Raw genomic sequence first — 20,353 nt, 5'->3', positions numbered from 1 at the left:
GGAGACCCTGGGGTACGCCCGGAGGCTGGACCCTTCGGGCCTCCACGTCTTTGAATCCGGGGCCGTGGTCCTGGCCCTTTCCCAGGACGTCCACGCCCCTCCCGCCACCCCCCTCAAGGTGGAGGCCCTCCCGGAAAGGGAGGCCAAGGAGGCCGTCCACCTGGCCCGGAAGCTGGGCCTCCCCCTGGAGGGGTACACCGCCGAGGGCGGCTTCTACGTGGAGGGGGATAGCCCCCTCCTCCAGGCGCACCAGGCCCTCCTCGGTCTCCGGGCGGAAGAGGCGGACCTCCTCCGCCTTCCTTCCCCCCTGGTGCGCCTCCAGGTCCTGGCGGGGCCCGAAGCCCCCCTCGGGGCCCTTCTGGAGGGGCTCCCTTCGGGGCTTCAGGCCCACCTGGCGGAAAGCCCCAAGATGCCCGGGGTGCGCTTCGTCTCCCTCACCAAGGAGGGCGTGGGCAAGCTCAGCGCCGCCCGGTTCGTGGCCGAGGCCTACGGCCTTTCCCTGGAAGAGGCGGCCATGGTGGGGGACGGGGAGAACGACCTGGAGCTGATCCGGGCCGTGGGGCTTGGCGTCGCCATGGGGAACGCCCCCGAGGAGGTGAAGCGGGCGGCGAAGAGGGTGGTGGCCCCGGTGGAAGCCTGCGGCCTGGCGGAGGCCTTGGACCTCTTGGGGTAGACTACGCGGGGTATGCGGGTCTTCATTGAGGAGATCGCCCGGCACCTGGGCCAGGAGGTGGAGCTAAGGGGCTGGGTCTACCAGAAGCGCTCTAAGGGCAAGATCCACTTCCTCATCCTCCGGGACGGCACCGGCTTCCTCCAGGCCACGGTGGTCCAGGGGGAGGTGGCGGAGGCGGTCTTCCGGGAAGCGGACCACCTTCCCCAGGAGACCGCCCTAAAGGTGCGGGGTCTGGTGCGGGAGGACAGGAGGGCCCCAGGCGGGGTGGAGCTCGCCGTGCGGGACCTCGAGGTGGTGAGCCGCCCCCAGGGGGAGTACCCCATCGGCCCCAAGGAGCACGGCATTGACTTCCTCATGGACCACCGCCACCTCTGGCTCCGCCACCGCCGCCCCTTCGCCGTGATGCGCATCCGGGACGAGCTGGAAAGGGCCATCCACGAGTTCTTCGGGCAGAGGGGCTTCCTCCGCTTTGACGCCCCCATCCTCACCCCGAGCGCCGTGGAGGGCACCACCGACCTCTTTGAGGTGGACCTCTTTGACGGGGAGAAGGCCTACCTCTCCCAGTCGGGCCAGCTTTACGCCGAGGCCGGGGCCCTGGCCTTCGCCAAGGTCTACACCTTCGGCCCCACCTTCCGGGCGGAGCGCTCCAAGACCCGGCGCCACCTCCTGGAGTTTTGGATGGTGGAGCCCGAGGTGGCCTTCATGACCCACGAGGAGAACATGGCCCTCCAGGAGGAGCTCGTGAGCTTCCTCGTGGCCCGGGTGCTGGAGAGGCGCTCCCAGGAGCTTGAGATGCTCGGGCGGGACCCCAAGGCCCTGGAGCCCGCCGCGGAAGGGAACTACCCCCGCCTCACCTACAAGGAGGCCGTGGCCCGGGTAAACCGCCTCGCCCAAGAGGACCCCGAGGTCCCCCCTCTCCCCTACGGGGAAGACTTCGGGGCCCCCCACGAGGCCGCCCTAAGCCGCCAGTTTGACCGGCCCGTCTTCGTGGAGCGCTACCCCGCCCGCATCAAGGCCTTCTACATGGAGCCGGACCCCGAAGACCCCGAGCTCGTCCTGAACGACGACCTTCTCGCCCCCGAGGGCTACGGGGAGATCATCGGGGGGAGCCAGAGGATCCACGACCTGGAGCTTCTCAAGCGCAAGATCCGGGAGTTCGGCCTCCCCGAGGAGGTCTACGGGTGGTACCTGGACCTCCGCCGTTTCGGGAGCGTGCCCCACTCGGGGTTCGGCCTCGGCCTGGAGCGCACCGTGGCCTGGATCTGCGGCCTTGCCCACGTGCGGGAGGCCATCCCCTTCCCGAGGATGTACACGAGGATGCGGCCCTAAACGCCCGCCCCGCGGTTTTGCCCCAAGGGACGATGCCCGAACCCAGAAGGCCCTTTTGGGGGGCACTTATACCCCTTTGGCGTGAACCCTTCGTCCAAGGCCAGGCGTGGAGGCTTTGCGGGATCGTTTTTACCGGGGCCCCCATGCTGGCGCAAGCCAGCATGGGGTGGTATTAAACGCCGGCGAGCTCCAGGAAATAGCGGTGGAGGCGGGGGTCCTGGGTGAGCTCGGGGTGGAAGCTGCTGGCGAGGACCTTCCCCTGGCGCACCAGGACGGGGAGGTCCCCAAGCCTCGCCAGGACCTCCACCCCTTCCCCCAGCCTGCGGAAGACGGGGGCCCGGATGAAGACCCCGTGGAAGGGGCCGAGGCCCTCCACCTCCAGGTCCTCCTCAAAGCTTTCCACCTGCCGCCCGAAGGCGTTCCGCTCCACGGCGGCGTCCAGGACCCCGAGGCGGGGCTGGTCCGGGTAGCCCAGGATCTCCCGGGCGAGCCAGATGGCCCCGGCGCAGGTGCCGAAGAGGGCCAAGCTGCCCTCCTCCACCCGCCTGCGCACCGCCTCCTCCAGGCCGTACTCCCGGGCGAGCTTGCCGATGGTGGTGGACTCGCCTCCCGGGACGATGAGGGCCTTAAGGCCCTCGAGGTCCCCCACCTTCCGCACCTCCTTGGCCTCCACCCCAAGCCGCCTAAGGGCCTCCTTGTGCTCGCGGAAATCCCCCTGTAGCGCCAGCACGCCGACCACGCCCCCCATCCTCGTCCCTGGGGCCCTTGCTGTCAAGGCCGGGCCTTCTCCTTGCCCTTGGCCTCCAGCATGACGTCGGCGGGGCTTGGGAGGGCAGAAAGGAGCCTCTCCCAGTCCCCCTTGGCCACGAGGAAGGCGTGGGCCCCGGGGCGCTTCGCGGGGTCCTGGCTGGAAAGGTGCACCTTGGGCCGGCCCCGCCAGGTGGGAAAGGCCAGGCGAAGGGCCTCCGCCAGGGAAAGCCTCCCGGGGTTTAGGGCGTGGTGGAGGGTGTCCACCACCACCGGCACCCCCAGGGCCTCCGCCGCTTCCAGGACCTCTTCCACATTCCAGAGCCTCTCGTCGTTCTCCAGGGCCAAGAACCTCAAGACCTCCTTTTCCCCCCTGAGGTTCTCCACGAAGCGGTGGAGGGCCCTTTCCCTCTCCCCGTAGGCCCCGCCCAGGTGGAGCACCAAGACCCCCTCCTCGGCCCCGAGGAGGGCGAGCACCCGGGCCGAGTAGCGGAGCTCGGCGAGGGAGCGCTCCACCACCTTGGGGTCTTGGCTTCCCGGGTTCACGTAGGGCCCAGGGTGCATGGAAAGCCGCTGGCCGAGGGCGCGGGCCAGGGCCCCGAGGCGGGCGAGCTCCTCCTTGTGGGCCCCCTCCCAGTCGTAGGGGAAGAGGGGGTGGGAGGCGAAGGGGATGAGGTGCTGGCCGAGGCGGAAGAGGGCGAAGCCGTGGCCGGCGTTGAAGCCGAGGATCCTCTCCAGGTCCCGGAGGTTTTCCGCCACCTTCTCCCGCACCCTCTCCTCGGTGAGGTGGGCGAGGCGCAGGGTGCGGTTGGTGGTGGCCCCCAGGGTGAGGTTCTCGCAGGGGTAGCCCAGGCGGATCATCTTCTCAGGGCGGCCTCGAGGAAGACCTCCACCTCGTCCCGGACCTCGAGGAAGAGAAACCTCGGCCGCTCCAGGCCCCACTGGGAGAAGCGGGTGGTGAAGCCTCCCACAAAGCGGAGGCCCCCGGAGGCCTCGCGAAGCTCCCCCAGGACCCGCACGGGAAGCCGCTTCCCCGCCATCTCCAGCTCCCCCTCCACCACGAACCTGGGGCCTTCCCGGTAGGCCCGCTTGGGGTAGAGGCAGGCCTCGGGGTGCTCCCCGGCCTTCAGGATCTCCAGGGCCTTCCTGTCCCGCTCGGCGTTGCCCGAGTCCCAGGCGGCCTGCTTCAGGCAGACCTTCCCCGAGGCCCTCTCCAGCCCGTCCCAAAGCACCTCTCCCCGGGCCGTGGGGTTCACCCCCTCCCAGCTCCCAAGGGTGTAGTAGCCCCGGTAGCGGGCCACCCCCTCCACGGCGTAGGGGGCCTGGGCCTGGGCGAGAAGGAGAAGGCTCGCCAAAAGAAGGAGTGTTCTCATGGTTCCTCCCTTTTCCGAAGGGGGGCCTTGGCGCCCCCGGGGCGAAACCTCCAGCGCTCCCCCAAGGTGGCGAAGTCGCGGAAGCCCAGGAAGAGGATGGGGCGCTCCTTGGCCTCCGAGGAGCCCTCCACGTGGACCACCTCCCCCACAAAAAGGGCGTGGTCCCCGTCCCAGGGCCACTCGGACACGCGCATCTCGTAGACGGCGAGGGCCCCCTCGGGCACCTGGGTGTGGGCGAGCTTCCGGGCAGGGCGCAGGGCCACCCCGAGCCTTTCCGCCTTCGGGACCCTTCTTCCCGTGAGGTAGCCCGCCCGCACCACCCAGGCCCGCTCCTCCCAGGGGAGAAAGCAAAGGGCCGCCTCGGAAAGCTCCCGGAGGAGGCTTAGGGTGTGGTTCTTGCGGTCCACGGCGAGGAGGAAGCGGAAGGGCTCCTTGGAGGCGGGCGTCCACCAGGCCATGGGCATGAAGTTCCGCCCCACGGCGAGGAGGGCGAGGCGCATGGGGTAGAAGTAGGCCCGGTACACCTAGACCTCCAGAAGCTCCGGGGGAGGCTCCTCGAGGAGCCCCTCCAGAACCTTTCGGGCCGCCTCCTCCGGGGAGAGGGCCTCCTTAGGGGGGCCCCCGAGGGGCGTCCAAAGGCCCGTGGCCACGGCGGGAAGCCGCACCAGGACGAGGCGCACCCCCTCCCGGGCGAGCTCCTTCCGGGCGGCCTCGAGGTAGGCCTCGAGGGCCCCCTTGGCCGCGGCGTAGGCGGCGAAGCCGGGAACGCGCACGTAGGCGGGGTAGGCTCCGAAGAAGACCCCCCTCGCCCCCCGCTGCCAGCGGGCGTGCTTGAGGAGGAGGGCGGCGGTGAGGAAGTGGGCGGCGAGCATCCCCTCCAACAGGTCCCGGCCCACCTCCCGCACCCTGGCCCTGGCCGCCCAGCCCACCGCGTGGAGGAGGAGGTCCAGAGGCCCCGCTTCCTCCAGGAGGGCCCGCACCTCCAGCTCGTCCGTGAGGTCGGCGGGGAGGGCCTTCCCTCCCACCTCCCGGGCGAGGTCCCCAAGGGCCTGGGCACGCCGCCCCACGAGGAGGAGGTCATGCCCTTTCAGGGCCCGGGCGAAGGCGCCGCCCAGGCCCCCCGTGGCTCCGGCGATGAGGACGCGCATGGCCTTCAGGCTAGGGCCTGGGGCGGCCGCGGTTTGTAGGGCAGGGAGAAAAGCCCCAGGCGGACCGCCTCCAGGCGTTCAGGCGGCCTTGACCTCCTCCCCGAAGCCCTCCTCGAGGCTCTTCGCCCGGGCGATGGCGAAGATGAGGAGACCGTAGACGGGCTTGGCGATGAGGTCGGCCAGGCTGTACCCAAGCTGGATGGCCACTTCCTGGGCGGCCCCGCCGGGAAGCCAGGTGCCCAGGGCGTAGGCGATGGGGTAGAAGCCCCAGGACATGAGGAGCACGTAGCGGGTGGCGGTGAGGAGCTCCAGGACCCGGGCACCGAAGCGGGTTTCCCGGATAGCCTGGCCGAGCTCCACCCAGAGGACGTAAAGGATGTAGAAGAAGGGCACCGAGGACAAGGCTCCCCAAAGCGTCCGCGGACCGGGCTCGGTATTGACCTCCCCCACGTACCCGAGGCCGAGCATGAGCACGGAGGCCACCACCAGCTTGACCCCCAGGTTCCAGGTGCGGGCCGGGGAGAGGCCCAGCACCAGGATCAGCTCCAGGAGGAGAAGGGGTACGGTGAGGAGCCAGTCGGCGTAGCGGTAGAAGTCGTTGAAGGGCTTTCCCGTGGGCACGTAGACCCCTCCTTGCAGCTGGTAGGCCCCCACCCAGCTCTCAAAGATACGCAGGTAGTGATAGCCGGCGATGAAGACGATCAGGGCGGAGAGGTAAAGGGCGATGTGGTACCTGGGGGCCACGTAGCTCCGCGCCAGGAGGAAGAAGACGAAGGCGGCGAACATCCCGGCGATGGTCAGGGAGAGCATGTTGAAGACCAGCCAGTACCCGCCAAAGCTCAGTTCCGGAAGCATCCGCATAACCCATAACCTCCTTCTTCAGCGGCCCGCCTAGGGTGGGCACAAGGGCCATTAAAGCGCGGAGGGCCGGGGGTAACCTTTACCTAAACAACACTTGGTCAAAAAGTGTACATCCCGCTCCAAAGCCGCCGGGGCCGTCGGCACAGACTGGAGGCATGGCCTCTTTCTACCTCCTCCCCCTGGCCCTCCTCCCCGAGACCTGGGCCTTAGGGCTCCTCCTGCTCTCCGCCCTGGTCCTAGGCCTGCCGCACGGCGCGGCGGACCTGGTGCTGGCGAGGAGGCTTGGCCTTCCCCTCGTCCCCTTCGTTGGGCTTTACCTCTTCCTGGCAGGCCTGGCGCTGGGGGTGTTCCTCCTCTCTCCTCCTCTGGCCCTCCTCCTCTTTCTGGCCCTGGCCCTCTTCCACTGGGGCAGGCTGGAGGAGCGGGGAGCCCTCGGGTACCTCCGGGCGGCGCTCGTCCTCCTCCTGCCCCTCCTGTGCCACCGGGAGGCCATAGAGCCCTTCCTCCGGGCCTTCGCCGGGGGGTTCGCCCCTCCTCCCGGCTTGGCCGCCCTGGTGCTTTCCCTCCTTCTCCTCCTCGCCCTTAGGGAGAAGCACCCCCTCCGAGCGTGGGGAGACACCCTCGGCCTCTTCCTCCTCGCCCTCCTGGCCCACCCTTACGCCGCCTTGGCGGGCTACTTCCTCCTGGAGCACAGCCTGAAAAGCCTCCGGCTCGTCGGGGTGCGGGGGCGGGAGTGGCTTTGGGTGTACGGGGGCACCCTGGGAGGGCTGGGCCTCGCCCTCCTCCTCTACCCCCGGACCATGGACCCCCTCGCCGCCTACATGGGCGCGGTCTTCGCCCTCACCCCGCCCCACCTCCTCGTGGTGGAGCTTTGGCTTGGGCTTCGGCCTCGATGACGATGGCCCGGGCCAGGTCGCTGAAGATGCGCCGGTGGATGGGGTAAAGGGCCCACCAGTAGAGGAAGCCCGTGAGGCCCTTGGGCTCAAAGTAGGCGGTCTGGACGAGGAGGCTTCCCCCTTCCTCCTCCCGGGCCTCCCACTCCAGCCAGGCCCGCCCGGGCAGGCGCATCTCCGCCCGCAGGCGGAGGAGCCGGGGAGGCTCTACCGCCTCCACCCGCCAGAAGTCCACCGCCTCCCCGGGGAGGAGCTCGGTGGGGTGGCGCCTTCCCCGCCTCAGGCCCGGCCCCCCGAGGAGGCGGTCTAATAGCCCCCTCAGGGCCCAGGCCCAGTTCCAGGCGAGCCAGCCCCTTTCGCCCCCCAAGGAGGAGAAGCTCCGGAAGAGGGCCTCGGGGGGGGCCTTGGCGCGGAGGACGCGGACCTCGCGGATGAGCCCCTCCCGGTCCTCGAGGCGGAAGCCCCCGCCATAAAGCGCCCCGGACCAGCGGGTCTCCACCTCCCCCAGGGCGATCCTCTCCAGGGCGAGCTCCACCGCCTTGCGGTAGGGGATGGGAAGGACCTCGGGGAAAAGGGCCCTGGCCCGGGCGGTGTCCGCCACCAGGGGGTGGAGGATCCCCTCCACCAGGGGCAGGGCGAGCCGGTTGGGGATGGGGGTCACCAGGCCCACCCAGAGGGCGGCGAGCCTTGGGGCAAGCACGGGGACGGGGAGGATGACCCGCTTAAGCCCCCGGACCTCGGCGTAGGTCTCCATCATGGCCTTGAAGGAGAGGGGCTCCGTGCCGATCTCCACCACGCCGGAAGGCCCCCTCTCCAGGGCCAGGACCAGGTAGGCCAGCACGTCGCGGATGGCGATGGGGGAAACCGGGTTCAGCACCCAGCGGGGGGCCACCATGAGGGGAAGGCGCTCCGTGAGGTAGCGGATCATCTCAAAGCTGGCGGACCCCGAGCCGATCACGGGCCCCGCCCGGAACTCCGTGGCGGGGAGGTTTGCCCTCAGGATCTCCCCCACCTGGGCCCGGCTCCTCAGATGGGGGGAGGGCCCGCCCTCCTTGGGCAGGAGCCCTCCGAGGTAGACCAGGTGCGAAAGACCCGCCTCGCGGGCCACCCGGGCGAAGGCCTCCGCCTGGCGGCGCTCCGCCTCCTGGAAGGCCCTCTCCGAGAGCATGGCGTGGACCAGGTAGTAGGCGGCCTCCACCCCCTCCAGGGCCCGCCTGAGGGCCCCCTCGTCCTCGAGGCTCCCCCGCACCACCTCCACCCGCCCCGCCCAGGGGCGCCCCAGGAGGCGGGTCTCGTCCCGCACCAGGACCCGCACCTGGTGGCCCCTCTCCAGAAGCCTGGGGACGAGCCTCCCCCCCACGTAGCCCGTGGCCCCCGTGACCAGGACCCGCACGCCCCAAGCATACCGGGGGGCCTTTTGGGAAAAGGTGGCGGGGGACCATGGCCCAGGCCAAGGTCTTTCCCGAACCTCGGGGCTACCCTAAGCCCCGTGCGGGCCTTGGTGGTGGGGGCGGGCATCGGCGGGCTGGTGGCGGCCAGGGCCCTAAGGCGGGCGGGCCTCGAGGTCTTGGTCCTCGAGGCCCACACCTACCCGGGGGGCCTCGCCGGGAGCTTCTACCACCGGGGCTTCCGCCTGGACGCCGGGGCCACCCTGCTTTCCGGCTTCGCCCCAGGAGGCCCCATGGCCCTCGTGGCGGAGGCCCTGGGGGTGCGCTTCCCCGTGGAGCCCCTCCCTGAGGGCTTCCCCCTCATGGCGGTCCACCTACCCCGGGGGGAGGTGGTGCGCCCCGTGGGTCGGGAGGCGGAGCGGGAGGCCCAGCGGGACTTCTTCGGGCCCCGGGTCCTCCCCTTCTGGGCGTGGCAGGAGGCCAGGGCAAAGGCCCTCCTCGCCCTCGCCCCCCGCCTCCCCTGGCCCCCGGAAAGGGAGGAGCTTCCCCGCCTCCTCGCCCTCCTTCCCTCGCTCCTTCCCCTCCTTCCCGACCTCTTCTTGAAGGCGGTCCACCGAGCCTCCCAGAACCCCCACTTCCTCCGCTTCCTGGACGCCCAGCTCCTCATCGCAAGCCAAGCGGAGGCGAAGCGCACCTACGCCCTCTACGCCGCCCTGGCCCTGGACCTCCCCCACATGGGCCCCGCCCTGGTGCCGGGGGGCGTGGGGCGGGTGGCGGAGGCCCTGGCGGAGGGCCTCCCCGTGCGCTACAAGGCCCGGGCCGAGAGGCTCCTTCTAGGGAAGGGGCGGGCCTTGGCCGTGGAGGTGGCCTACGGGGGAAGAAGGCGGGGGGAAAGGGAGGTGGTGGAGGCCGACCTCTTCGTCCTGGACGTCCCCCTCGCCCCCCTCCTCGGCCTTCCCCTTAGGGCCCCCAAGGACGCCTGGGGGGCCTTCGTGGTCCACGGGGTCCTGCCCTTTAGGGCCCCTCCCCCCTACTTCCGGCAAAACGCCAGGGAAAAGCCCTTCGCCTTCCTCTCCTTGCGCCCCGAGGGGGAGAAGACGGCCTTCGCCCTAAGCCTCCACACCCCCCTCGCCCTCTGGGAGGGGCTTTCCCGGGAGGAGTACAGGGCGCTCAAGGCCCGGTGGGGAGAGATGGCCCTGAGCCTGGGGGAGGCCCTCCTCCCCGGGCTAAGGGAGGCGGAGTTCCTCCTCTTCGGCACCCCCAGGACCTACGCCCGCTTCGCCGGGCGGGCCTGGGTGGGGGGGTTCCCCCAGACCCACCCCTTCCGCTTCCCCCGGGTGCGGCCCTTCCCCAACGTCTTCCGGGTGGGGGAAGGGGTCTTCCCGGGGCAGAGCGTCCCCGCCGCGGCCCTCTCCGGCCTCAGGGCGGCCCGCTTGGCCCTAGAAGCCCTAGGCCTTGCACGTAGCGAAGGAGAAGCCTGGCCGTCCTTCCCTCCCTTTCCGTGAGGAGGTCCAGGTGGGTGAGGCCGGGGAGGACCTGGACCTCCGCCCGGGTCCCGGGGAAGAGCTCCCCCAGAGGGAAGCCTTCCGCCTTCGGGTAGAGGCCCCGCCCGGCCCCCAGGGCGAGGAGGGGGTAAGGGAGGGCCCGGGGCTTGAGGCCCGGGAGGACGTGGGGGTACCCCCCCACCTCCAGGAGGAGGCGGTAGGGAAAGTACCACTCGGAAAAGCCCGTCTCGGGGAGGGCGAAGGCCCTCAGGAAGGCCCTTGGGTCCGTGGCCTCCCCCGTGTCCCGCCAGGCGATGGGGCCCGCCCTTGGCCCCCGCACGGTGAGGACGAGCCTCCCCTGGAGGAGGCCGAGGAGGCTCAGGCCCTCCCTGGCCCAGGCCCGCCCCGCGCTCACGCCGAAGACGGGGAAGAGGCTGTAGTCGTCGTCCACCCTGAGGAGGGCCAGGGCCTCCCGGGTGGCCCGGTAGGGGCCGAAGGGGAGGGTCTCCTCGGGCCTTTTCGCCGCGAGGAAGGCCTCGGCCTCGGCCAGGGCGAGCTCCTTGGGGCCAAGCCCAGGCCAGTCCAGGGTAGGGCTTCCCTCCCCCCGGAGGAAGGCCCGGTAGCCCACAAGCCGCCCGAAGGGAAGGTCCGCCCCTTCATAAAAGGCCTCCTCCGATAAGGGCACCACCCCCGGGGCCCCGTCCAGGAGGACGAGCCCGGAAAGCTTTTCCCCGTGGAGGAGGGCGTAGAGCCCCGCAAGGGCCGCCCCCAGGGAGTGGCCCGCGAGGACCACGGGGGCCCGGGCCCTTGCCGCCTCCACCGCCAGGTCCAGGTCCTTGAGGTGCACCTCCAGGCCCCACCCCCTCAAGGGGGCGAGGTCGGGGAGGGCGAGGGCGCGGTAGTAGGCCACGGGGTCCTCCCGGAGGAAGCCCAAGCGGTCCTCCAGGCCGTTCGCCCGCCGCTCCCAGGCCCAGACCTCGAGGCCCGGGGCCCTGGCCCTAAGGTGCTCGGCCAACAGGGAGAAGTTGGTGCTCCCCCCAAGAAGCCCCGGCACCAGGAGGAGAACGGCCTTGGGCCTCTCTGCGGGGTAGACCAGGGCGTAGCTATGGTCCAGGTCCGGCCTCCCCGTATCCGTCCCGGGGAGGGCCCGGTACTCCTGGCCGAGGGCCAGGAGAAAGGCGGCGGAGAAAGCCAAGAACCGCTTCACGCCCCTCACCTTACCTCGGCGAGGACGAGGCCGAGCCGGCCCAGCCTCCGGACCTCCCCCCGGAACCCCGCCCCCTCCAGGAGGCGGAGGAGGGCCTCCGGCGTGGGGCGGAAAAGCCCCCAAGGGCCTCCTGGCCCCAAAAGGAGGAGGCCGAAAAGCCGCCCTTCGGGCCCAAGAACCCGCCTCGCCTCCCGGGCCGCCGCCACGGGGTCCAAAAACTCGTTCCAGGTGGGCCCGATGGCCACGCCCGAGAAGGCCCCCTCCCGGAAGGGAAGCCTTTCCCCGTGGGCGAGGAGGTAGGCCCCCGGGCGGCGCCTTTGGGCCACCTCGAGGAAGGCCGGGGAAGGGTCCACCCCCACCATCCCCTCCCCCAGGGCCTCCCGGTAGACGCCGGTCCCGGTGCCCACGTCCAGAAAGGGCCCTCCCGTGGGAAGAAGCCACTCCCGGAGGAGGGCGAGCTCCCCGGCGAGGTCCAGGCGCCCCCCGGAGAGGAGGCCCGTGGACCGGGCGCGCCAGAGGTCGTAGCCTCTGGCCACGGGGGGAAAGCGGTTGAGGAGGCCGAGGAGGGGCCTTTCCCGGAAGGCCCGGAGGTCCAAAAAGCCCCCCTTCCTGGGGAAAACCCGGCCGCACCGGGAGCACCCCTCCCCGAGGAGGGGTCCTCGGCAGAAGGGGCAGGCGAGGAGGGGAAGGAGCCAAGAGGGAACCCCCTCCCCGGGAGGCCCCGGGAAGGGGGGCTTGGGGACCTTAGCGGCTCCCACCGAGGACGGTGGCGTCCACCACCGGGACCACGGTCAGGGTGCCTGCCTTGAGGCTCCCCACCGCGAAAACGGTGTACATCTTGCCGCTTTCCAGGGTGACCCCGGGAAGGGCCAGGGCCACGGTGGAGGTGCCCGCCGCCCGGACCTCGAGGTCGTAGGTTCCCGCGGGCACGGAGAGGTAGGGGCTGGCCTGGGGGAAGGGAAGCCCGGCGAAGAGCACCGGCCCGCCCTTCACCGCCACGTCCACCGCCGGGGCGTCGGGGGAGGCGTGGACCACCCGGATTCGGGCGTAGCCCGCCCGGGGGAAGAAGCCCGCAAGGGGGTCCGTGTAGACCTTGGGCTGGATCTGGGCCAGGAAGCCCGTGGCGGCCACGGTGTAATAGACCCCCTCCTTGAGGTCCAGCTCGGCGTCTATCACCACGGGAGACATCTGCCCTGAGGGCACCACCTGCACCCTCACCTTGGCGGCGGGAAGGGGGATGTAGGGGGTAACCTGCTTGAAGGCCAGGCCGGTGATGGCCTTCTGCCCGTTCACCAGGACGTCCACCGCCGGGGCGTCGGGGGAGAGGTGGGCCACCCGCACCATGGCCCCCTGGGCCAGGGCGAGAGCGCCCGCCAGGACCAGCAAACCGAGAAGCCTTTTCATGCCTTACCTCCAAGGTAGAGGGTAAGGCCGGGAAGGAGGGGGCACCTTGGCCCAGGCCACAAAGACCCCTCTTGGTTTACCAGCCCCGCTTGGCAAGCCTTTCCTCCTCCTTGAGCTGGTCCAGGTTGATGCCCACCATGGGCTCGCCCAGGTCCTCGCTGACCTCGGCCAGCACCTCGGGGTCGTTGTAGTGGGCCACGGCCCGCACGATGGCCCGGGCCCTTTTCCTGGGGTCCCCGGACTTGAAGATGCCGCTTCCCACGAAGACCCCGTCCATGCCCAGGTGCATCATGAGGGCGGCGTCGGCGGGGGTGGCGATGCCGCCAGCGGCGAAGTTCACCACGGGAAGGCGGCCGTGCTCGTGGACCCACTTCACGAGCTCAAAGGGCGCCCCGATCCCCTTGGCGTAGGCCATGAGCTCGTCCTCCCTGAGGGACTGGACGTAGCGGATCTCCTTCCACATGGTGCGGGCGTGGCGCACCGCCTCCACCACGTTGCCCGTGCCCGCCTCTCCCTTAGTGCGGATCATGGCCGCCCCCTCGGCGATCCGCCTCAGGGCCTCCCCCAGGTTCCTCGCCCCACAGACGAAGGGCACCTTGAACTTCCACTTGTCGATGTGGTGCTCCTCGTCGGCGGGGGTGAGGACCTCGGACTCGTCGATGAAGTCCACCCCGAGGGCCTCGAGGATCATGGCCTCCACGAAGTGGCCGATCCTCACCTTGGCCATCACCGGGATGGACACCGCCGCCATGATCTCCTTGATCCGCTTGGGGTCGGACATCCGGGCTACCCCGCCCTGCGCCCGGATGTCGGCGGGCACCCTTTCCAGGGCCATCACCGCCACCGCCCCCGCCTCCTCGGCGATCACCGCCTGCTCCGGGGTGGTCACGTCCATGATCACCCCGCCCTTGAACATCTCGGCAAAGCCCGTCTTGATCTGGAAGGTGCCCTTTTCCATCCCGCCCTCCATCCTCCTAGCTTACCCTCCCCCGGGTCAAGGGACCTGGGGCACAAACCTCCAGGCGCCTTGGGCCCCAGGCGCTAGGGCAGGTAGGAAAGGGGATTCTGGGGCACCCCGTCCACCCGCACCTCAAAGTGGAGGTGGGGGCCCGTAGACCAGCCCGTGGAGCCCACGTAGCCGATCACCTGCCCCGCCTCCACCCACTCCTCGGGGCGCACGGCGATGCGGGACATGTGGGCGTAAAGGGTCTCCACCCCGCCCCCGTGGTCCAGGACCACGTGGAAGCCGTAGCCGAAAGCGCTCCAGCCCGCCACCTCCACCTGGCCAGCCTTGGCGGCCACGATGGGGGTGCCGTAGGGGGCGGCGAGGTCTATCCCGGTGTGGAAGCGCTGGAAAGCTCCCCTCTGGCCGAAGTAGGTGGTGATGCGGAAGTCCGAAAGGGGCCAGCGCATGCCCCCCTCTTGGTAGCTCACCCGGCGGACCTGGGGGCGGGAGGGCTGGGCTTGGACCTGGCGCCTCTGGGCCTGGCGCAGGGCCTCCTGCCGCCGCCTCTCCTCGGCGAGGCGCCTGAGCTCTTCCTGGCGGCGCCTCTCGGCCTCGAGGCGGGCCCTTCGCTCCTCCTCCTGCTTGGCGAGGAGGCGCTGGTAGGTGGTCTTGGCCTGGATCCCGGGGAGGAGGACTAGGTCCCCGGCCTTAAGCTCCGTGGGGTCCTTGACCCCGTTGGCCCGGGCCACCGCCAGCGGGGAGAGGCCGAAGCGGGCGGCCAGGTCCACCAGGGTCTCCCCCTCCGGCAGGGCCACGAGAAGCCCCTTGGCCCCTTTGGGGATGTAGATCACGCTCCCCGCCACCAGCCGGTCCAGGCTCTCCAGGGAAGGGTTCGCCGAAACCAGGTCCAGGGGAGATAGCCCGTAGCGCTGGGCCAGGGAAGCCAGGGTGTCCCCCGGACGCACCCGGTAGGCCTCCACCCCCGGGGGAAGGCGGGGCTCCCGCGCCTCCTCGACCACCAGGGGGATGCGGAGCTTCTGGCCCACCTGAAGGCGGTCGTCCTTAAGGCCGCTGGACCACTGGATGTGCCTGGGGTCCACGCCGAAGCGGGCGGCGATTCCCGCCAGGGTGTCCCCCGGCTTCACGTGGTAGAGCACCCAGCCCTTGCGCACCGGGGGGCCCACCTCGAGGGTGGCCTCGGGAAGGGGCAGGGGGCTAAGGATAGGCAGTTTGGCCAGGGCCAGGCCAGAACATAATAGGCAAAGGATTCCCAATCCCCGCAACAGACACCTCCAAAGGGCAACGCCTAAACTCCCCGGGGATTATACCAGCCCCTCCCCGCACCCTGGCAAGGGAGGGGCCGGAAGAGGCTTTAGCGGGCCGCCAGGGAGGCGAGGAACTCCTTGTTGCTCTTGGTGCGGGCCAGGCGGGAGAGGAGCATCTCCATGGCCTCCGCCGGGTCCATGTCCGCCAGGACCTTGCGGAGGAGCCACATCTTGTGCACCACCTCCTCCCCGAGAAGAAGCTCCTCCCGCCTGGTGCCGGACTTCAGGATGTCTATGGCCGGGAAGATGCGCCGCTCCTCCAGGCGGCGGGAGAGGTGGAGCTCCATGTTGCCCGTCCCCTTGAACTCCTCAAAGATCACGTCGTCCATGCGGCTACCCGTCTCCACCAGGGCGGTGGCGAGGATGGTGAGGCTCCCGCCGCCCCGGATGTTGCGGGCCGCCCCCAGGAAGCGCTTGGGGAAGTAGAGGGCCGCCGAGTCCAGCCCCCCGGAGAGGGTGCGCCCCGTGGGCGGGGTTACCAGGTTGTTGGCCCGGGCCAGGCGGGTGATGGAGTCCAGGAGGATCATGGCGTGCCCGCCCTCCTCCACGATGCGCTTCGCCCGCTCGTGGACGAACTCCGCCACCCGGATGTGGTTCTGGGGAGGCTCGTCAAAGGTGCTGGCGATGACCTCGGCCCCCTGGACGCTTTCCCGAAAGTCCGTGACCTCCTCGGGGCGCTCGTCGATGAGGAGGACGATGACCTTGATGTCGGGCTCGTTCTTGAGGACGGCGTTGGCGATCTTCTTGAGGAGGGTGGTCTTCCCCGCCTTGGGCGGGGCCACGATGAGGCCGCGCTGGCCCCGGCCGATGGGGGCGAGGAGGTCGATGACCCGGGTGGAGAGCTCGTCCGGGGTGGTCTCCAACCGGATCTGCCGGTCGGGGAACTGGGGAATGAGCTCGTCAAAACGGGGGCGGTTCTTGGCGGTCTCGGGGTCCAGGTCGTTCACCGCCTCCACCTTGAAGAGGGTGGCGTAGCGCTCGTTCTCCCGGGGGGGGCGGGCCCGGCCCACGATGTAGTCGCCGCTCCTTAGGGCGTACTGGCGGATGAGCCCGGCGGAAACGATGGCCACCCGGGACTCCAGGTTAAAAAGGCTTTCGGTCAAGAAGCCGTACCCGTCCGGGCTGATCTCCAGATAGCCCTTGACCAGCTGTAGGCCCTCCCCCTGGGTCTGGCGCTCCAGGAGGGCCATGATGAGCTGGTCCTTCTTCATGCGCTTGTAGCCTTCAATGCCCGCCTCCTGGGCCAGGAGGTGCAGCTCGGGCAGGATCTTGGCCGAAAGCTCCTGGTAGGAAAGAGGGGCTTCTTGGATTTCCGCTTTCCGCTTCATGGCTTGACCCTTTCCCAATCCTCCATAAACCGCTTGAGGCCGATGTCCGTGAGGGGGTGCTTGAGAAGTTGTTTAAACACGGCGTGGGGCATGGTGGCGATGTCCGCCCCCAGGAGGGCGGCCTCGGTGACGTGCCGGGGGTGGCGGATGGAGGCGGCGATGACCCGCACCGGGAGGTCCTGCACCTGGAGCATTTCCACGATCTCCCGGAGAAGCTCCCCCCCGTCCCAGGAGATGTCGTCCACCCGGCCGAGGAAGGGGCTCACGTAAGCCGCCCCGGCCCGGGCGGCGAGGAGGGCCTGGTTGGCGGAGAAGATGAGGGTCATGTTGACCCGAATCCCCTCGGCGGAAAGCCGCTTGCAGGCCTTGAGGCCCTCCTCGGTGGTGGGAAGCTTGACCACGATGTGGGGGTGGATCGCCGCAAGGCGCCTCCCCTCGGCCACCATGGCCTCGGCCTCGAGGGCCGTCACCTCCGCGGAGACCGGCCCCCCCACAAGCTCGCAAATCGCCCGAAGATGGTGGACAAACCCCTCGCTGGTAAGCCTCTCTCCTCTCGCGGCGAACTCCTTGGCCACCAGGGTGGGGTTGGTGGTGACCCCGGAGAGCACCCCCCAACCGGCGATCTCCCGTATCTCTTCCAAGTTAGCTGTGTCCAGGTAAAGCTCCATGCTGGGCTCCTTTTGCCGGGAAGGGATCGGCTTAGCCTGAGTCTAGCAGACCTAAAGGGGCGGTTGTCAAGGGAGGGGAAAGCCTGCTAGCATGGCCTTAGCCGCCAACGGGGGATTCTACCCCAGGGGGCACAGGTTGTAAAGGCGAGGATGGGGAGAGTACCCCTGCCCAAAAGCCCCAAGCGAGCCGGGGAGGGTGGGAGCCCGGCGGTGAGGGCAGGCGGGAAGATCACCCCGGAGCCGCGGGAGGAAAGGGCCAAGCCCCGAGTAATGCCCGCCGGGCGGCGCCCGTCATAGCGCCCCAAAGAGGGCCTGGGGGCCACCCCAGGAAGCGCGGTGGTACCGCGGAAGCGCACGCTTTCGTCCGCGCCTTCGGGCGCGGGCGTTTTGCTAGGAGGTGGGAGATGTTCAAGGAGGTCGGCGAGCCCAACTTTCCCAGGCTGGAAGAAGAAATCCTGGCCTTCTGGAAGCGGGAAAGGATCTTCCAAAAGAGCGTGGAAAACCGCAAGGGCGGGCCCCGCTACACCGTCTACGAGGGCCCTCCCACCGCCAACGGCCTCCCCCACGTGGGCCACGCCCAGGCCCGGAGCTACAAGGACCTCTTCCCCCGCTACAAGACCATGCGGGGCTACTACGTGCCAAGGCGCGCGGGCTGGGACACCCACGGGCTTCCCGTGGAGCTGGAGGTGGAGAAGAAGCTCGGGCTTAAAAGCAAAAAGGAGATTGAGGCCTACGGCATCGAGCGCTTCAACCAGGCCTGCCGCGAGTCGGTCTTCGCCTACGAGAAGGAGTGGGAGGCCTTCACCGAGCGCATCGCCTACTGGGTGGACCTGGAGCGGGCCTACGCCACCCTCCAGCCCTCCTACATCGAGAGCATCTGGTGGAGCCTGAAGCACCTCTTTGACCGGGGCCTCCTCTACCGGGACCACAAGGTGGTGCCCTACTGCCCCCGGTGCGGCACCCCCCTCTCCTCCCACGAGCTCGCCCTGGGGTACAAGGAGATCACCGACCCCTCGGTCTACGTGCGCCTCCCCCTCCAGGAGCCCGGGAAGCTCGGGCTGGCGAAGGCGAGCCTTCTCGTTTGGACCACCACCCCCTGGACCCTGCCCGGGAACGTGGCCGCGGCGGTGCACCCGGAGTACACCTACGCCGCCTTCCAGGTGGGGGAGGAGGCCCTGATTCTGGAGGAGGGCCTCGGGAGAAAGCTCCTGGGCGAGGAGGCCCCGGTCCTCAAGACCTTCCCCGGAAAGGCCCTGGAGGGCCACTCCTACACCCCCCCCTACCCCCAGCCCTTGGAGAAGGGGTACTTCGTGGTCCTGGCCGAGTACGTGAGCCGGGAGGACGGCACGGGCGTCGTCCACCAGGCCCCCGCCTTCGGCGCCGAGGACCTGGAGACCGCCAGGGCCTACGGCCTTCCCATGCTGAAGACGGTGGACGAGGAGGGGAAGCTCCTGGTGGAGCCTTTTAAGGGCCTCTTCTTCCGCGAGGCCAACCGGGCCATCCTCAAGGACCTGAGGGCGCGGGGCCTCCTCTTCAAGGAGGAAAGCTACCTTCACAGCTACCCCCACTGCTGGCGGTGCTCCACCCCCCTCATGTACTACGCCACGGAGACCTGGTTCATCAAAAACACCCGCTTCAAGGAGGAGCTCATCCGCAAGAACCAGGAGATCGGGTGGGTGCCGCCCCACATCAAGGAGGGCCGCTACGGGGAGTGGCTAAAAAACCTCGTGGACTGGGCCCTAAGCCGCAACCGCTACTGGGGGACGCCCCTCCCCATCTGGGTCTGCGAGGTCTGCGGAAAGGAGGAGGCCATCGGGAGCTTCCAGGAGCTCAAGGCGAGGGCCAAAACCCCTCTCCCCGAGCCCTTTGACCCCCACCGCCCCCACGTGGACCGGGTGGAGCTTGCCTGCGCCTGCGGCGGGACCATGCGCCGGGTGCCCTACGTGATTGACGTCTGGTACGACTCGGGGGCCATGCCCTTCGCCTCCTTGCACTACCCCTTTGAAAACGAGGAGGAGTTCCGGGAAAGCTTCCCCGCGGACTTCATCGCCGAGGGCATTGACCAGACCCGGGGCTGGTTCAACTCCCTCCACCAGCTCGGGGTGATGCTCTTCGGCTCCATCGCCTTCAAGAACGTGATCTGCCACGGCCTCATCCTGGACGAGAAGGGGCAGAAGATGTCCAAGTCCAAGGGGAACGTGGTGGACCCCTGGGACATCCTCCGGGAGTTCGGGGCGGACGCCTTGAGGTGGTACATCTACGTCTCCGCCCCTCCCGAGGCCGACCGGCGCTTCGGGCCCAACCTGGTGCGGGAGACGGTGCGGGACTACTTCCTGACCCTCTGGAACGTCTACGGCTTCTTCGTGACCTACGCCAACCTGGACCGGCCCGACCTCAATAACCCCCCCGCCCCCGAGGCCCGGCCCGAGATGGACCGCTGGCTCCTCGCCAGGATGCAGGACCTGATCCAGCGGGTGACGGAGGCCCTCGAGGCCTACGACCCCACCACGAGCGCCCGCGCCCTCAGGGACTTCGTGGTGGAGGACCTCTCCCAGTGGTACGTGCGCAGGAACCGGCGCCGCTTCTGGAAGAACGAGGACGCCCTGGACCGGGAGTCGGCCTACGCCACCCTGTACGAGGCCCTGGTCCTCCTTTCCAAGCTCTCGGCCCCCTTCACCCCCTTCCTCGCCGAGGTGCTGTGGCAGAACCTGGTGCGGAGCGTCCGGCCCGAGGCCGAGGAGAGCGTCCACCTCGCGGACTGGCCCGAGGTGGACCCCGCCCTCCGGGACGAGGCCCTGGTGGCCGAGATGCGGGCGGTGCTCAAGGTGGTGGACCTGGCCCGCGCGGCCCGGGCGAAAAGCGGGGTGAAGACCCGAACCCCCCTTCCCCTCCTCCTCGCCACCGCCCCCACCCCCTTGGAGCGGGAGGGGTTAAAGCGATTCGCCCACGAGATCGCCGAGGAGCTCAACGTCAAGGAGGTGCGGGTGCTGGAACCGGGGGAGGAGATCCTCTCCTACAGGGTCCTCCCCAACCTCAAGCTCCTGGGGAGGAAGTACGGCAAGCTCGTCCCCAAGATCCGGGAGGCCCTGGAAAGGGAGAGGGCGCAGGCGGCGGCCCTAGCCCTCAAGGGCGAGGCCATCCCCTTAGAGGTGCAGGGGGAGGCCCTCACCCTCCTCCCCGAGGAGGTCCTCCTCGAGGCCGAGGCCCCCGAGGGCTACCAGGCCCTGGAGAAGGACGGGTACGTGGCCGCCCTCAAGGTGGAGGTCACGGAAGATCTCCGCCTGGAGGGCCTCGCCCGGGACCTCATCCGCCTCCTCCAGCAGGCCCGTAAAGATATGGGCCTCAAGGTCTCGGACCGGATCCGGGTGGGCTACGAGGCGGAGGGCCCCTACCTTCAGGCCCTCAAGCGCCACGGGGACTGGATCGCCTCCGAGGTGCTGGCCCGGGCGTTCGGGGAGGGCCTCTTCGGGGGATTTGAGGCCCGGCTCGAGGACGAGGAGGGCAAGGCGGTCTTCCACCTGGCCAGGGCCGAGTAGGGCTTCGGCTTTACGGGGGAGCGGCCTCGGGGTATAGTGCCCC

At 69.7% G+C, this 20,353-nt stretch carries 19 protein-coding genes; 5 read left to right on the top strand and 14 right to left on the bottom strand.

Going from position 1 to position 20,353, the window contains the following annotated elements:
* On the top strand, positions 1-673 hold a 673-nt coding region (locus AC01Y6_RS00935), incomplete at its 5' end, for an HAD hydrolase family protein (RefSeq protein ID WP_476669832.1).
* 12 nt (positions 674-685) lie between these two features.
* Positions 686-2,002 carry an asparagine--tRNA ligase gene (gene asnS, locus AC01Y6_RS00930; protein ID WP_476669831.1) on the top strand — a complete coding sequence of 439 codons (1,317 nt, stop codon included), beginning with the start codon at positions 686-688 and terminating at the stop codon, positions 2,000-2,002.
* 172 nt (positions 2,003-2,174) lie between these two features.
* Here the strand turns inward: asnS and pdxT are convergent, their stop codons facing one another.
* The 6 genes from pdxT to AC01Y6_RS00900 form a co-directional block, all read right to left on the bottom strand.
* The gene (gene pdxT / locus AC01Y6_RS00925; RefSeq protein ID WP_347242023.1) at positions 2,175-2,750 is read right to left on the bottom strand and encodes a pyridoxal 5'-phosphate synthase glutaminase subunit PdxT; all 576 of its coding nucleotides are present in this window, start codon (positions 2,748-2,750) and stop codon (positions 2,175-2,177) included.
* Between the two features lie 23 nt (positions 2,751-2,773).
* Positions 2,774-3,610, bottom strand: a complete 837-nt coding sequence (uvsE, locus tag AC01Y6_RS00920; RefSeq protein ID WP_476669830.1) for a UV DNA damage repair endonuclease UvsE — start codon at positions 3,608-3,610, stop codon at positions 2,774-2,776.
* Positions 3,607-4,122 (bottom strand): YceI family protein, encoded by a 516-nt coding sequence (locus AC01Y6_RS00915; protein ID WP_347242021.1) that lies wholly within the window; start codon positions 4,120-4,122, stop codon positions 3,607-3,609. Before AC01Y6_RS00915 ends, uvsE begins: the two co-directional genes overlap by 4 nt.
* Complete coding sequence (locus tag AC01Y6_RS00910) at positions 4,119-4,646, bottom strand: flavin reductase family protein (protein WP_428720002.1); 528 nt, start codon at positions 4,644-4,646, stop codon at positions 4,119-4,121. Before AC01Y6_RS00910 ends, AC01Y6_RS00915 begins: the two co-directional genes overlap by 4 nt.
* Entirely contained in the window at positions 4,647-5,270 is a 624-nt protein-coding gene (locus AC01Y6_RS00905; RefSeq protein WP_347242059.1) for an SDR family NAD(P)-dependent oxidoreductase, read from the bottom strand.
* 78 nt (positions 5,271-5,348) lie between these two features.
* The gene (locus tag AC01Y6_RS00900; RefSeq protein WP_428715613.1) at positions 5,349-6,131 is read right to left on the bottom strand and encodes a bacteriorhodopsin; all 783 of its coding nucleotides are present in this window, start codon (positions 6,129-6,131) and stop codon (positions 5,349-5,351) included.
* A gap of 155 nt (positions 6,132-6,286) precedes the next feature.
* Here AC01Y6_RS00900 and AC01Y6_RS00895 point away from each other — a divergent pair, with 155 nt between their 5' ends.
* A complete protein-coding gene (locus tag AC01Y6_RS00895; protein WP_428715612.1) occupies positions 6,287-7,027 on the top strand; it encodes a beta-carotene 15,15'-dioxygenase, Brp/Blh family in 741 nt (246 codons plus the stop codon).
* Here AC01Y6_RS00895 and AC01Y6_RS00890 read toward each other — a convergent pair.
* Positions 6,972-8,417, bottom strand: coding sequence for an SDR family oxidoreductase (locus AC01Y6_RS00890; RefSeq protein ID WP_476669827.1), 1,446 nt, complete (start codon positions 8,415-8,417; stop codon positions 6,972-6,974). The genes AC01Y6_RS00895 and AC01Y6_RS00890 overlap by 56 nt on opposite strands.
* 96 nt (positions 8,418-8,513) lie before the next feature.
* On the opposite strand from AC01Y6_RS00890, the gene AC01Y6_RS00885 reads away from it, so the two are divergent.
* Positions 8,514-9,917, top strand: coding sequence for a phytoene desaturase family protein (locus AC01Y6_RS00885; protein WP_476669825.1), 1,404 nt, complete (start codon positions 8,514-8,516; stop codon positions 9,915-9,917).
* Here AC01Y6_RS00885 and AC01Y6_RS00880 read toward each other — a convergent pair.
* From AC01Y6_RS00880 to fsa, 7 genes are all read right to left on the bottom strand, one after another.
* The gene (locus tag AC01Y6_RS00880) at positions 9,832-11,103 is read right to left on the bottom strand and encodes an alpha/beta fold hydrolase (protein ID WP_476669824.1); all 1,272 of its coding nucleotides are present in this window, start codon (positions 11,101-11,103) and stop codon (positions 9,832-9,834) included. The genes AC01Y6_RS00885 and AC01Y6_RS00880 overlap by 86 nt on opposite strands.
* Positions 11,104-11,108: 5 nt before the next feature.
* Positions 11,109-11,861: a methyltransferase domain-containing protein gene (locus tag AC01Y6_RS00875; RefSeq protein WP_476669823.1), complete on the bottom strand. Its 753-nt coding sequence runs from the start codon at positions 11,859-11,861 to the stop codon at positions 11,109-11,111.
* Positions 11,848-12,507: a DUF4397 domain-containing protein gene (locus AC01Y6_RS00870; protein WP_428715607.1), complete on the bottom strand. Its 660-nt coding sequence runs from the start codon at positions 12,505-12,507 to the stop codon at positions 11,848-11,850. The genes AC01Y6_RS00875 and AC01Y6_RS00870 overlap by 14 nt, the downstream gene beginning before the upstream one ends.
* A 76-nt stretch (positions 12,508-12,583) precedes the next feature.
* Positions 12,584-13,465 carry a pyridoxal 5'-phosphate synthase lyase subunit PdxS gene (gene pdxS / locus AC01Y6_RS00865; protein WP_476669821.1) on the bottom strand — a complete coding sequence of 294 codons (882 nt, stop codon included), beginning with the start codon at positions 13,463-13,465 and terminating at the stop codon, positions 12,584-12,586.
* 83 nt (positions 13,466-13,548) lie between these two features.
* Complete coding sequence (locus AC01Y6_RS00860) at positions 13,549-14,736, bottom strand: peptidoglycan DD-metalloendopeptidase family protein (RefSeq protein WP_476669820.1); 1,188 nt, start codon at positions 14,734-14,736, stop codon at positions 13,549-13,551.
* An 89-nt stretch (positions 14,737-14,825) separates the two neighbouring features.
* Positions 14,826-16,106: a transcription termination factor Rho gene (gene rho, locus AC01Y6_RS00855; protein ID WP_347242014.1), complete on the bottom strand. Its 1,281-nt coding sequence runs from the start codon at positions 16,104-16,106 to the stop codon at positions 14,826-14,828.
* Positions 16,103-16,774 (bottom strand): fructose-6-phosphate aldolase, encoded by a 672-nt coding sequence (gene fsa / locus AC01Y6_RS00850; RefSeq protein ID WP_428719994.1) that lies wholly within the window; start codon positions 16,772-16,774, stop codon positions 16,103-16,105. Before fsa ends, rho begins: the two co-directional genes overlap by 4 nt.
* Before the next feature lie 404 nt (positions 16,775-17,178).
* Here fsa and ileS point away from each other — a divergent pair, with 404 nt between their 5' ends.
* Positions 17,179-20,310 carry an isoleucine--tRNA ligase gene (ileS, locus tag AC01Y6_RS00845; RefSeq protein WP_476669818.1) on the top strand — a complete coding sequence of 1,044 codons (3,132 nt, stop codon included), beginning with the start codon at positions 17,179-17,181 and terminating at the stop codon, positions 20,308-20,310.
* The last annotated feature ends 43 nt before the right edge of the window (positions 20,311-20,353 follow it).

The organism is Thermus sp., assembly GCF_056332225.1.
The sequence above is the reverse complement of the archived record's forward strand: the minus strand, read 5'-3'. Positions and strand labels throughout refer to the sequence as shown.